Origin of the sequence: Salinivibrio sp. PR5 (assembly GCF_001996085.1) — a bacterium.
Classification (GTDB): Bacteria; Pseudomonadota; Gammaproteobacteria; order Enterobacterales; family Vibrionaceae; genus Salinivibrio; species Salinivibrio proteolyticus.
Map to the genome: position 1 here is coordinate 1 of NZ_MUFK01000013.1, position 12,852 is coordinate 12,852.

Here is a 12,852-nt window from a genome sequence, read left to right on the forward strand (position 1 = left end):
GCCATCCGCATTCAAGGTAACGTCTAACGTCACTGTCGCGTCGTTATCTGCATCGCTATCGCTGATGACCACTTGCGCTGGGCCTGAGCTCACGCCCTCGCCGAAGTTCACCGTGATGGTCGCGGTTTCGTCGCCCGTGATTTCATCATCACCGTCGTCAGCTGTGGCCATCCGCATTCAAGGTAACGTCTAACGTCACTGTCGCGTCGTTATCTGCATCGCTATCGCTGATGACCACTTGCGCTGAGCCTGAGCTCACGCCCTCGCCGAAGTTCACCGTGATGGTCGCGGTTTCGTCGCCCGTGATTTCATCATCACCGTCGTCAGCTGTGCTGTCGGTGATGAGCACGCTTGGTGCCGTGATGGTATCGCCATCATCGTCGCCGTCTTCGCCGTACTCGGTGTCTTTCGCAACCGTGTCGTCTGCGGTCTCTACGTTGCCATCTTGGTCAGTGAACGTCGCGTTCGCCGTTACGGTGCCATTCGACAGGCCGCTGACGTCCACACCTGTGATAGTGTAGTTGCCGCCTGCATCTGCCTCGATCGTGCTGCCGTCATACGTCAGCGTGCCATCCGCATTCAAGGTAAAGTCTAACGTCACTGTCGCGTCGTTATCTGCATCGCTATCGCTGATGACCACTTGCGCTGAGCCTGAGCTCACGCCCTCGCCGAAGTTCACCGTGATGGTCGCGGTTTCGTCGCCCGTGATTTCATCATCATTGTCGTCAGCTGTGCTGTCCGTGATGCTCACACTTGCCGGCGTGATGCCATCGCCATCATCGTCGCCGTCTTCGCCGTACTCGGTGTCCAGCGTAACTACATCCGTCACGCTGCCCTGGTTTCCGGCTTCATCGGTCACCGTCATGGTCACCGTCAGCTCGCCATCGGCCAGGCTGCTCACGTCTTGGCCTATGACGGTCACGTTGCCATCACCATCCACGCTGATGTCGTTCGCATCCACGGTGATGTCGGCCGTGTTGGCGTCGCCGTCGCTGATCACGATGCTGTCTATCGCCGCACCGTCTTCCACCGTGCCGCTGAAGGTCACGGAGGTTTGTTCGCTCTCGTTGATCAGGTCATCGGCATCGTCGAACGCGATGCTGTTGCTGCTATCGCCACCTTCGCCTGGGGCCGCCGTATCCACCGTATGCTCTGATGAGCCAGTGCTTTCTACCGTATTGCCCACGTCATCTGTCGAGCTCACGATCACCTCGAACTCGGTGTCCGCGGCCAGATCGGCACCCGCCACATCCACTGTCCAGTTGCCACTGCCATCCACGGTGGTGGTGTACTCGGTACCATTGATGGTCATGGTCACCACATCGCCTTCGCTGATGTCGCCACCTTTCGCCGTACCGGTCACCGCGATGGTTTGTCCGCTTTCGGCTTTGTTAATCACGTCATCGGCTGTGTGGCGTTGGTGCCCGTTAGATCGATAGATACACGGATACCACCGCCAATTTCTTGGCTGCTAATTACACCATCATTATTTGCATCGTTGAGGATGGTTACACCTGGCGCGTTGGGCGCCGTCGTATCTACCAAGCGCCCAAAGCCATCTTCTTGGTTAGTGCTAATCGCGCCTACGTTATTAGCAATCGAGTCTGAGTCAAATCCAGAGCTTGCGATGGTCTCGCTTCCATCACGCGCAATGTTCACATAGCTCCACGAGCCACTTCCGGTCGCGTCTTGCCCCGCAGCCGTCGCCTGATCTTCTTGAATGGTGATCTCGCCTTCACCGTCAAGGATTTGCTGCTGAATGTCTGCGATTTCGTCTTGGACGTCTTGTGGTAATGCGTCAAAAAGAGAGTCCGACGATTCACTCTGCGGTTCAATCATAAGCCGTGTCCCGTCACTCAAGGTGATAACAGTGTCACTGCTATCCGGCAAGCCAAGCTGGGTTCCCGACGGGAGCGTAGCCCCTTCGCTGAGTGTGGTCAGTTCACCATTGACTAAAACACGGCCACTGCCTTGAATTGTGTCGATTGTAACGTTGCGAGAGAGCGAGATTGATTTCATAGTACAAGACTCTTTAACCGAGAAAAGTGTGAGACGCATTCAAAATATCTATTACCTCAGATTATCTAAGCATATAGACATAGATAAAAGCGATTTTAACCAGAAATGTGCGACCCATACGGCTCAAAAATGAGACAAATAGGCAAGGGAGAACATGTCTTATGAGATCGAGCGAATGTGTTGCTAGATCAGTATGATAATCGACCTTGTATAAAGCTTACTTACTCGCAATGTTCTAGCGATATATCACGCGCCTTGACGATAAAATCATCAATGTAATCATCCCGTTTTTCTTCTCGCATCCCAAGATGAATGGCCTTGTGAATGCCTTGTTCGCCCATGCGAAGAATATGTAGGTTTAAACGCTGTTGATATTCTAAAGCCAGCCATTTGGGCAAAGCCGCAATCCCTCGCCCTGCGGCAACCATTTGCAGCATGATATCTGTGGTTTCAATCGTTTTGTGTTTGCGTGGGGCACAGTGCGCCGGCGCCAAGAACTGGGTAAAGACATCTAAACGCGATTGATCGACTGGGTAGGTGATCAGGACGTCTTGCGTCACTTGATGGGGCTCAACGTAGTCAAACGCTGCCAGAGCACTTTGGCGATGAGTAACCAGCACGAGTTCATAATCGAATACGGATACGTACTCTATACCTGGCTTGAGCAAAGGATCGGGCGTGACGAGTACATCAATCTCATGGCCAAATAATGCGCCCAAACCACCAAATTGGAACTTTTGCTTAACGTCAACATCCACATCCGGCCATTGATGCAAGAAAGGCTCAACCACCTTAAGCAACCACTGATAACAAGGATGACACTCCATACCAATGCGCAGTGTGCCACGCTGGCCTTGTGCAAATTGTTTAAGTTGCTGTTCAGCGTGTTCGAACTGAGGAAGCATACGCTCAGACAGTGTAAGCAAGTACTCACCTGCTTGCGTAAAATGAAGCTGTCGCCCCGACTTTTGCCACAAACGAATCCCGAGCTGGCTTTCCAGTTTTTTCATTGCGTGGCTGATCGCGGATTGAGTGAGGTATAGCCTCTCTGCGGCTGCGGTAAGCGACCCTTGCTCTTTGATGGCACGCAGAATATGAAGGTGGTGACGTTCTAACATGTCTTTTCCATGACCAAAATTCATTGATTGATGAAATAATGCCATTTTAGTTCATAACGAGAAAGCCCTATGCTGATTTCAATCGAAAAGGAGGACGTATAGATGGCTAAAACTCATAATCTCGGCTTTCCACGTATCGGCGCACAGCGTGAACTTAAATTTGCACTCGAGCGTTACTGGCGTGGCGAATCATCACAACAAGACTTAACCGATCTTGCGAAAGATCTGCGCCGCAGTCACTGGCAACAACAAAGTGAACTCGACATCGCTCCCGTTGGCGACTTTTCATTTTATGATCATGTACTCGACACCAGCTTTTTAGTCGGCAATGTGCCTGAACGTGTTGCCTCGCACCAAGACAACGACCTTGACAACTACTTCCGCGTCGCTCGCGGTCGCTCAGCAAACGATAGTGCTTGCCAGTGCGTGCACGCCGGTGAGATGACTAAGTGGTTTGACACTAACTATCACTACATCGTGCCAGAATTTACCGCGCAAACAACGTTTAGTCTTCATGCTGAAAATCTATTGACGCAAATAGAAGAAGCCAAACAAGCTGGTGTTCAGGCCAAACCGGTTTTAGTCGGTCCCGTCACGTATCTGTGGCTAGGTAAGGAAAAAGATGCCTCTAACAAGCTAGATCTGCTCGATAAGCTCTTACCCGTATATCAAACCTTACTGAACAAACTGGCAGAGAAAGGCATTGAGTGGATCCAAATCGATGAGCCGATCTTGGTCACGGAGCTCACGCCTGAATGGCAGACGGCGCTAAAAACCGCGTATCGTGCATTAAGCCAAACGAAGGTCAAGTTATTGCTGGCGAGCTACTTCGGCGAGCAAGCTGAAAATCGTCCATTAGCGCAATCGTTGCCCGTTGACGGCTGGCACTTGGATGCTATTCGTGGCCGAGGGGATGTGGATGCATACCGTGAATCGCTTAGCGATCAACACGTTCTGTCTCTGGGTGTGATTAATGGTCGTAATGTTTGGAAAACTAACCTTGATGCTACGTTAGAGTGGCTCGAACCGATTCATCAATCTTTGGGGGATCGCCTCTGGCTCGCACCCTCTTGCTCTTTGCTGCACGTGCCGGTCGATTTGGCGAGCGAACAAAAGCTCGATCCTGAGGTAAAAAACTGGCTTGCCTTTGCCCATCAAAAACTCGAGGAGCTGGATGTACTCGCTCGCGCCCTTAATCACGGCCGTCAGACCGTTCAGTCAGCGCTGGACAATAATCGTGAAGCAATCGAAAGCCGTCAGCAATCACCGCGCGTACACAACCCTAAGGTGCAAGCCGCATTGGCAGCAATCACACCGCAGTTAGGAACACGGCAACGTCCATTTGCCGAACGTATTCGCGTGCAACACGAGCAGCTTAAACTGCCGCGCTTCCCGACCACCACCATAGGGTCATTTCCACAAACCAGTGCCATTCGCCAAACACGCTTGCAATACAAGAGGGGCGACATTGATGCCGCCACTTATCAAGACATTATGCGCAAAGAGATCGCCCATGCGGTGGAAAAGCAAGAAGCGTTAGGGCTCGATGTCTTGGTTCACGGTGAAGCTGAACGTAACGATATGGTGGAGTACTTTGGCGAACAGCTGGATGGGTATGTGTTCAGTCAGTTTGGCTGGGTACAATCGTATGGTTCTCGCTGTGTGAAGCCGCCGATTTTATTTGGGGATATTGAGCGCCCGAAAGCAATGACAGTGGAGTGGACCCAGTACGCTCAGTCTCTGACTGATAAGCCGCTGAAAGGCATGCTCACTGGACCGGTCACCATTCTTAATTGGTCATTTGTGCGTGATGATCAGCCACGATCTCAGACCTGTAACCAACTGGCACTGGCGATCCGCCAAGAGGTGCAAGATCTTGAGAAAGCCGGCACTAAAATCATTCAAATAGATGAAGCGGCACTCCGTGAAGGGTTACCTCTGCGCCGCAGTGAGTGGCAACACTACCTCGATTGGGCCATCAACGCGTTTAAAATTGCCGCCAATGGCGTGAGTGACGAGACGCAAATCCATACACATATGTGTTATTCCGAGTTTAACGATATCATCGCATCGATTGCTGACATGGACGCCGACGTGATCACCATTGAAACCTCACGCTCGGATATGGAACTGTTGGATGCATTTGATCATTTTGACTATCCCAATGATATTGGTCCTGGTGTGTATGACATTCACTCGCCAAACATTCCCAGTCAGGCACAAATCATTGCGTTAATGAAAAAGGCTGCCGCCCGTATTCCGGAAGAAAGGTTGTGGGTAAACCCAGATTGCGGCCTAAAAACCCGCCAATGGGATGAGGTGATCCCGGCATTAGAAAATATGGTTGCAGCGGCGAAAGTACTTCGTCAGTGATACTGCGTCAGTAGCGCGAAGACCAAAACATCGTCAAACAAAAAACGCGCCACGGATAACTCCGATGGCGCGTTTTTTATCGCAAAAGAAAAGGGAGCCTGAGCTCCCTTTTCTCCAGAATCTTAGCGACGGATGCCTAGACGCTTGATAACGTCCAAGTAACGGTCAACATTGTTCTTTTTCAGGTAGTCCAACAGCTTACGACGACGTGAAACCATGCGTAGCAGGCCACGACGGCTGTGGTGGTCACCTTTGTGCTCAGCGAAGTGCGATTGCAGATCGTTGATAGATGCAGTCAACAGGGCGATTTGAACTTCTGGTGAACCAGTGTCGTTCTCAGTTTTACCAAAATCAGCAACGATTTTAGCTTTTGCTTCTGCAGTCAGAGACATAATGCTCTCCTAATAAGAGTGTGTGATTATCATGCACTAGCCAATCTCTGATTCAGCCAGTGCCCGAAGGCGCGAATTCTACCCGTTTTAGCTGGGTATCGCAATGTTATTGCCGACTATCACGCCAGTTTCTTACCGTCGCTACCTTAGCGATTGAAATACGGTACGTTTATTCGCAGCATAATACTCGCGCTGTTTCGTGCCAGCTGTACTTGGCAAGCGCGCGTTTTAGCTGAGCGTGCCGCCAACGTGATCTAGGCGTTGTCACTGCGCGCGGTTTGCGGCTCAGGTTGACGGCTCGCGACCAAACGGCGCGGCGCAACCAGACCATCAGCATCAATCTCACCCACACCGATAAACTGACGCTCGTCGCCAGCCGTTAAACGCACATACCCTTCGGTCGGAGCGTTAGGCACTTGCACCGCTTGACCTTGTAGCGCATAACTTGCCACGACGGGCAGTAGGTTAATCTCGCGCAGATCTTGTACCGCCGTATCAAGTGACAATAGCAAAGGATCGAGCAGTTGTTTTGGCTGGATCTCTTGCTCGCGCGCTTGGTTAAGCAGACTTTCAAGCTGCTCTAAGGTCACCATGTTACGCGCAGGATAGCCTGACACACCAATACGACGCAGCGCCGTGACATGTGCACCACAGCCAAGCATTTCACCTAAATCGTCAACGATGGTGCGGATGTAGGTGCCTTTTGAGCAATGCACTTCCATCTCGATTTCATGACCTTCAAAGCGCAGCAGTTCAATCTGATAGACCTTAATGGTACGCGCTTCACGTGGTACTTCGATGCCTTGGCGCGCGTATTCATACAAAGGTTTCCCTTGGTATTTCAACGCCGAAAACATCGATGGGATCTGCTGGGTTTCCCCGCGGAATTTTGCAATACAACGCTCAAGCAAACCTAGGTTTACTTTGACGTCACGGGTTTCTACCACTTCACCATCTGCATCTGAAGTATTGGTACGCTCACCCAGCTTGGCGACCACTCGATAACGTTTATCGGAGTCGAGCAGAAACTGAGAGAACTTGGTTGCCTCACCCAAACAGATCGGCAGCATCCCAGTTGCAAGTGGATCCAGTGCTCCCGTGTGGCCTGCTTTCTCCGCAAAGAAGATACGTTTTACTTTTTGTAAAGCATCATTGGACGTCATGCCGGTTGGTTTATCGAGTAGGATAATCCCATCCACCGGACGACCTCGACGACGTTGACGACGCGCCATCAGTTACTCCTCACCTTTTTCATCATCACCGCGACGTTCATCGTCATCGCGTACTGCCTTGCTGACCAAGTTCGAGATACGCATCCCTTCAGTCAGTGACTCGTCAAACACGAAGGTCAGCTCAGGGGTCACACGCAAACGAATCGCTTTGCCAACCAATGAACGGATGTAGCCACTGGCTTCGTTCAGCGCCTTTAGGCTCTCGGTAGGCGCTTGCTCATCGACGGTTAAAAAGGTCACGAAGACTTTGGCATACGCCAGATCACGTGAAATTTGCACATCGGATACGGTGACCATTCCGATGCGAGGGTCTTTGATTTCGCGTTGTAGGATCAGTGCAATCTCTTTTTGCAGCTGATGCGCAACGCGATCAGTACGGCTAAAATCTTTACCCATAATCTTTTCTCTCAACAAAATGGGGGTAAGCGCATGCGCCTCCCCCCACGGTGTATCCAAACAACCTCGTTGTATTGTCGCGTTCAATTAGTCAATTGAACGTTGAATCTCAACGGTTTCATAAACTTCGATTTGGTCACCAACGCGAACATCATTGTAGTTCTTCACGCCAATACCACATTCGTAGCCTTTCTTCACTTCGTTCACATCATCTTTGAAGCGGCGTAGTGATTCCAACTCACCTTCGTAGATAACCACGTTTTCACGTAGGACACGAATTGGGTTGTTACGCTTAATCACACCTTCAGATACCTGACAACCAGCAATGGCGCCCAGTTTTGGTGATTTGAAGACATCACGCACTTCTGCCAAACCGATGATTTCTTGTTTGAATTCAGGCGCAAGCATACCGCTCATCGCTTGTTTCACTTCATCAATCATGGTGTAGATGACAGAGTAGTAACGCAGATCCAAGCTTTCCGCTTCAATGGTCTTACGCGCAGCGGCATCCGCACGCACGTTAAAGCCACAGATAATGGCGTTAGACGCGGCCGCAAGTACTGCGTCAGTTTCAGTGATACCACCAACACCAGAACCCACAACTTTCACTTTTACTTCGTCAGTTGAGAGCTTAACCAGTGCATCGTTGATCGCTTCCACTGAGCCTTGTACGTCAGCCTTAAGCACGATGTTCAGCTCAGCCACTTCACCTTCTTCCATGTTCGAGAACATGTTTTCCAGTTTGGCTTTTTGCTGACGCGCCAGCTTCACGTCACGGAACTTGCCTTGACGATAGAGCGCCACTTCACGCGCTTTCTTCTCGTCACGCACAACTGTGGCTTCATCACCCGCAGCAGGCACGCCAGATAGGCCTAAAATTTCCACAGGAATCGAAGGTCCCGCTTCTTCTACTTCTTGGCCATTTTCATCACGCATCGCACGGACACGGCCATATTCCAGACCACACAGAACGATATCGCCTTTTTTGAGCGTACCTTCTTGAACCAATACGGTAGCAACTGGACCACGGCCTTTGTCGAGGCGAGATTCAACCACAACGCCACGCGCCATACCATCTTTAACCGCTTTCAGCTCAAGGACTTCTGATTGCAGCAAGATAGCTTCTAGAAGCGCATCGATGTTTTGGCCTTGTTTCGCAGACACGTGAACAAACATGTTCTCACCACCCCAGTCTTCTGGGATCACGTCATGCTGTGCCAGTTCGTTCTTCACGTTGTCAGGGTTAGCACCCTCTTTATCCATCTTGTTCACCGCCACGATAAGAGGCACACCGGCCGCTTTTGCGTGTTGGATCGCTTCGATGGTTTGTGGCATTACGCCGTCGTCGGCAGCAACCACCAAGACAACGATATCCGTTGCACCGGCACCACGTGCACGCATCGCGGTAAACGCGGCGTGTCCTGGGGTATCCAGGAATGTGATCATGCCATTGTCGGTTTGTACGTGGTACGCACCAATGTGCTGGGTAATACCGCCCGCTTCGCCCGTGGCAACGTGTGCCTTACGGATGTAGTCAAGCAGCGAGGTTTTACCATGGTCAACGTGACCCATGATGGTAACGACTGGCGCACGTGGCGCAACGGGTGCATTGTTGTCACGATCAGACAGTACCGCTTCTTCCAGCTCGTTTTCTTTACGCAAGATAACCTTGTGACCCATTTCCTCTGCAACAAGCTGTGCAGTCTCTTGGTCAATCACTTGGTTAATGGTCGCCATCGCGCCCATTTTCATCATGGTTTTAACGACTTCAGCGCCTTTTACCGCCATTTTGTTGGCCAACTCGGCAACGGTGATGGTTTCACCGATTTCAACTTCACGGTTTACTTTTTGCGCTGGCTTTTTAAAACCGTGTTGCATCGAGGTTGGCTTAGCCATGCGGCCTTTGCCTTTCCCACCTTTGCCACGACGGCCACGAGGTGATTTATCCTCAGCTTGAGTCGCTTTTTTCTTTTTCTTACGACGCGGTGCAGCACTTTCTTCGCGACGATCCGCTTCGTCTTCCGCTTCGCGGGCATACTGAGAGGTAACTGTATGGTGATCAGCTGCCTCCATGGTGGTTAGCGCTTGATCTTGTTCAGACCAGCGTTCTTGGTTTGCTTCTGCCATTTTGCGTGCCTCTTCTAACTGCCGCTGACTTTCTTCTTCAGCTTTACGCTTGGCTTCCTCTTCCTGGCGACGCTTAAGTTCATCAGCTTCTTTCTTCGCTTGCGCATCGGCAGCACGAGCCGCAGCAGTCTCCGCTGCGTCCTCTTCGGACTGCTCGTTTTGTGGTTGCGCTTGCGGTTTGGCTTCACGCTTAGCTTTCTCTTCGGCTTCGCGTTTGGCTTTCTCTTCAGCTTCGCGTTTGGCTTTTTCTTCAGCTTCACGCTTGGCTTTCGCTTCTGCTTCACGCTTCGCTTGCTCTTCAGCTTCTTGGCGCGCTTTCTCTTCGGCTTCACGTTTGGCACGTTCTTCCGCTTCTTGCGCAACCTTTTGCTCTTCAAGCTCGCTACGTTTCACATAGGTGCGTTTCTTACGCACCTCAACTTGGACATCTTTGTTCTTTCCGCCAGCTCCTGAGACGCTCAGCGTGCTGCGTTTTTTGCGCTGTAGCGTCAGACGCGTCGGAGCATTGCCGTTGTCGCCGTGCTCACGTTTGAGATGCGCCAACAAGGCTTGTTTTTCATCTTGGCTTACCTGATCGTCAGCTGACTTTTGCATACCAGCTTCTTTAAACTGCTTCAGCAGACGATCGACTGGCGTATCAATTTCCTTCGCCAGTGTATGTACTGTAACCTCTGACATTCTGCTCCTCCTTTGCCGTCTTTACGCTTCGTCGCTGAACCAGCAAATATTACGTGCTGCCATAATGAGCTCGCCCGCACTTACTTCGTCCAATCCTTCAATGTCCAACAGATCATCGGTGCCTTGGTCGGCAAGATCTTCCAGCGTTTTCACGCCTTTCGCCGCCAATTTAAAGGCCATTTCGCGAGAAAGACCTTCCAGCGCCAACAGATCGTCAGCAGGCTCAGCGCCTTCCAGCGACTCTTCTTGTGCCAGTGCGATGGTGGTCAACGCTTCTTTGGCACGTGAGCGCAAAATGTCGACAGTGTCTTCATCTAGGCCATCAATTTCGAGCATTTCGCTCGTTGGAACGTAGGCCACTTCTTCTAGAGTGGTGAAACCTTCGTCAACCAAGGTCGCGGCAAAGTCTTCATCGATGTCGAGGTGTTTAACAAACAGCTCCAATGAGGCTTGTGCTTCTTCTTGGTGTTTTTTCTGAAGGTCTTCAACCGTCATGACGTTCAGTTCCCAACCGGTCAGTTGTGACGCTAAACGTACGTTTTGACCATTGCGGCCGATCGCCTGTGCTAGGTTATCTGCCTCAACAGCAATATCCATGGTGTGGGTGTCTTCATCGACGATGATAGAGGCCACATCGGCTGGTGCCATTGCATTGATCACAAATTGCGCTGGGTTATCGTCCCAAAGCACGATGTCAATACGCTCACCGCCTAACTCACCCGAAACGGCTTGGACGCGCGCACCACGCATACCGACACAAGCGCCGACAGGGTCAATGCGTTTGTCGTTGGTCTTCACCGCAATTTTCGCACGTGAGCCTGGATCGCGTGCTGCACCCATCAGCTCAATCATTTCTTCGCCAATTTCCGGCACTTCAATGCGGAACAGTTCGATCAGCATCTCTGGCTTTGAGCGCGTCATGAAGAGCTGGAAACCACGCGCTTCTGGGCGCACAGCATACAGCAAGCCACGGACGCGGTCGCCTGGACGGAAGTTTTCACGCGGTAGTTGATCGTCACGCTGAATCACGGCTTCTGCGTTATTACCCAGATCCACGATGATTACATCACGATTCACTTTTTTCACTACACCGGTAACCAGTTCACCTTCGTTATCCATGAACTGTTCAACCACTTGTGCACGCTCAGCTTCACGTACTTTTTGTACAATCACCTGCTTCGCGGTTTGGGTGGTAATACGGTCAAAAGTGACAGACTCGATTTCGTCTTCGATGTAACCACCAAGTTCAATCGTTTCGTCTTCGTATTGCGCCGCTTCCAATGTTATTTCACGGGTTGGCAATGTGACTTCGTCAACCACGAGCCAACGACGGAAGGTATCGAATTCACCGGTTTTGCGATCAATGGCGATACGTACATCAATGTCGGCTTCGTACTTCTTTTTGGTTGCCGTTGCCAGTGCGGTTTCCAGTGCCTCAAAAATACGCTCACGCGGAACGGCTTTTTCGTTTGAGACCGCTTCGACAACAGCCAAGATTTCTTTATTCATCTACTAATGCCTCATTTACTTTKAAAATGAAGGAACCAGGTTTGCTTTGGCGATATTACTCAAGGCAAACGCCTCATCTTGGCCGTCAACGCGAACCGTGATGGTGTCGCCATCGACAGAAAGGATTTCTCCTTTCCACTTACGGCGGTTTTGCATAGCCATTTTCAGCACGATGTTCACTTCATGCCCGATGAATTGCTGATAATGATCAGCGGTGAACAGTGGGCGATCCACGCCTGGCGATGACACTTCCAGGTTGTACGCCACTGTGATTGGGTCTTCCACATCCAACACTGCGCTAACCTGACGGCTTACATCGGCGCAATCGTCGACAGTAATGCCATTTTCATGGTCAATAAAAATACGCAATGTTGAGTGTTGGCCAGCCCGAACGAACTCTAGTCCAACTAACTCATAGTCCAACGCCTCAACCGGCGCGGTCAAAAGTTCAGTCAGTTGTTTCTCTAATCCTGTCATTCCAAACCCCAGAAATAAAAAAAGGGCTTAAAAGCCCAGTTACTATCCGAATGGTCGTTTTCAGATAACAAAAAACCCCGATAATCGGGGTTTAATGTAACTGGACCCTGATGCTATACCAGTGACGCATGTCTTTGGTATAGCCGTTATCGCTGGTCTCGGAAATATTTCAGCAATAACGAGAGAGTAACTCTCCGTGCCGATAAAAATGGTTTTTATTGGCACTGCCCCGAGGGCAAAACGGCCAGCCGTTGGCTAGCCGAGTTAGCGTAACTTTGTAAAAGAACGCTAACGCGTCTTTCAGTTTAGCAGTTGAGTAAACAGCTAACTAAATGTGGTTGCGGAAGATGGATTTTATCGCGAAGTGCAGCTTCGACAACCTTCTGCTGTGCAGCAGCCTAACCTTCCAAAACCTAAATTTGGTTGCGGGAGCCGGATTTGAACCGACGACCTTCGGGTTATGAGCCCGACGAGCTACCAGACTGCTCCATCCCGCGTCCGAGTGGCAATGATTATATCGCCTTTTCTTTC

Annotated in this window: 10 protein-coding genes and 1 tRNA gene; 1 reads left to right on the forward strand and 10 read right to left on the reverse strand. The window is 50.9% G+C overall.

The annotated features are described in order from the left end of the window. Window positions 1-157 precede the first annotated feature (157 nt). The 3 genes from BZG82_RS06890 to BZG82_RS06900 form a co-directional block, all read right to left on the reverse strand. Window positions 158-1,399: a hypothetical protein gene (locus BZG82_RS06890; protein WP_108742966.1), complete on the reverse strand. Its 1,242-nt coding sequence runs from the start codon at window positions 1,397-1,399 to the stop codon at window positions 158-160. Further along, window positions 1,396-2,019 carry a hypothetical protein gene (locus tag BZG82_RS06895; protein WP_077765467.1) on the reverse strand — a complete coding sequence of 208 codons (624 nt, stop codon included), beginning with the start codon at window positions 2,017-2,019 and terminating at the stop codon, window positions 1,396-1,398. The genes BZG82_RS06890 and BZG82_RS06895 overlap by 4 nt, the downstream gene beginning before the upstream one ends. Before the next feature lie 221 nt (window positions 2,020-2,240). Next, entirely contained in the window at window positions 2,241-3,137 is an 897-nt protein-coding gene (locus BZG82_RS06900) for a LysR family transcriptional regulator (protein WP_077765486.1), read from the reverse strand. A gap of 102 nt (window positions 3,138-3,239) precedes the next feature. On the opposite strand from BZG82_RS06900, the gene metE reads away from it, so the two are divergent. After that, window positions 3,240-5,510, forward strand: a complete 2,271-nt coding sequence (gene metE, locus BZG82_RS06905) for a 5-methyltetrahydropteroyltriglutamate--homocysteine S-methyltransferase (RefSeq protein ID WP_077765468.1) — start codon at window positions 3,240-3,242, stop codon at window positions 5,508-5,510. Window positions 5,511-5,632: 122 nt separating this feature from the next. Here metE and rpsO read toward each other — a convergent pair whose 3' ends face one another. The 7 genes from rpsO to BZG82_RS06940 all read right to left on the reverse strand — a co-directional run bounded on the left by rpsO (window position 5,633) and on the right by BZG82_RS06940 (window position 12,818). Continuing rightward, window positions 5,633-5,902, reverse strand: a complete 270-nt coding sequence (gene rpsO, locus BZG82_RS06910) for a 30S ribosomal protein S15 (RefSeq protein WP_069589916.1) — start codon at window positions 5,900-5,902, stop codon at window positions 5,633-5,635. Window positions 5,903-6,156: 254 nt separating this feature from the next. Continuing rightward, window positions 6,157-7,134 (reverse strand): tRNA pseudouridine(55) synthase TruB, encoded by a 978-nt coding sequence (gene truB, locus BZG82_RS06915; protein WP_077765469.1) that lies wholly within the window; start codon window positions 7,132-7,134, stop codon window positions 6,157-6,159. A 3-nt stretch (window positions 7,135-7,137) separates the two neighbouring features. Next, entirely contained in the window at window positions 7,138-7,530 is a 393-nt protein-coding gene (rbfA, locus tag BZG82_RS06920; protein ID WP_069589913.1) for a 30S ribosome-binding factor RbfA, read from the reverse strand. Between the two features lie 87 nt (window positions 7,531-7,617). Then, window positions 7,618-10,335, reverse strand: coding sequence for a translation initiation factor IF-2 (gene infB, locus BZG82_RS06925; RefSeq protein WP_077480629.1), 2,718 nt, complete (start codon window positions 10,333-10,335; stop codon window positions 7,618-7,620). A 21-nt stretch (window positions 10,336-10,356) separates the two neighbouring features. Next, window positions 10,357-11,844 carry a transcription termination factor NusA gene (gene nusA, locus BZG82_RS06930; protein ID WP_069589911.1) on the reverse strand — a complete coding sequence of 496 codons (1,488 nt, stop codon included), beginning with the start codon at window positions 11,842-11,844 and terminating at the stop codon, window positions 10,357-10,359. A gap of 15 nt (window positions 11,845-11,859) precedes the next feature. After that, a complete protein-coding gene (rimP, locus tag BZG82_RS06935; protein WP_077765470.1) occupies window positions 11,860-12,321 on the reverse strand; it encodes a ribosome maturation factor RimP in 462 nt (153 codons plus the stop codon). Window positions 12,322-12,741: 420 nt separating this feature from the next. Next, window positions 12,742-12,818: transfer RNA gene (locus BZG82_RS06940), tRNA-Met, on the reverse strand. Window positions 12,819-12,852: the final 34 nt, after the last annotated feature.

What these genes read in the sequence shown, in the direction of transcription:
- infB (WP_077480629.1), bottom strand. Translation starts at nt 10,335, where the DNA reads ATGTCAGAGGTTACAGTACATACACTGGCGAAGGAAATTGATACGCCA.
- BZG82_RS06900 (WP_077765486.1), bottom strand. Translation starts at nt 3,137, where the DNA reads ATGTTAGAACGTCACCACCTTCATATTCTGCGTGCCATCAAAGAGCAA.
- truB (WP_077765469.1), bottom strand. Translation starts at nt 7,134, where the DNA reads ATGGCGCGTCGTCAACGTCGTCGAGGTCGTCCGGTGGATGGGATTATC.
- rbfA (WP_069589913.1), bottom strand. Translation starts at nt 7,530, where the DNA reads ATGGGTAAAGATTTTAGCCGTACTGATCGCGTTGCGCATCAGCTGCAA.
- nusA (WP_069589911.1), bottom strand. Translation starts at nt 11,844, where the DNA reads ATGAATAAAGAAATCTTGGCTGTTGTCGAAGCGGTCTCAAACGAAAAA.
- metE (WP_077765468.1), top strand. Translation starts at nt 3,240, where the DNA reads ATGGCTAAAACTCATAATCTCGGCTTTCCACGTATCGGCGCACAGCGT.
- BZG82_RS06895 (WP_077765467.1), bottom strand. Translation starts at nt 2,019, where the DNA reads ATGAAATCAATCTCGCTCTCTCGCAACGTTACAATCGACACAATTCAA.
- rpsO (WP_069589916.1), bottom strand. Translation starts at nt 5,902, where the DNA reads ATGTCTCTGACTGCAGAAGCAAAAGCTAAAATCGTTGCTGATTTTGGT.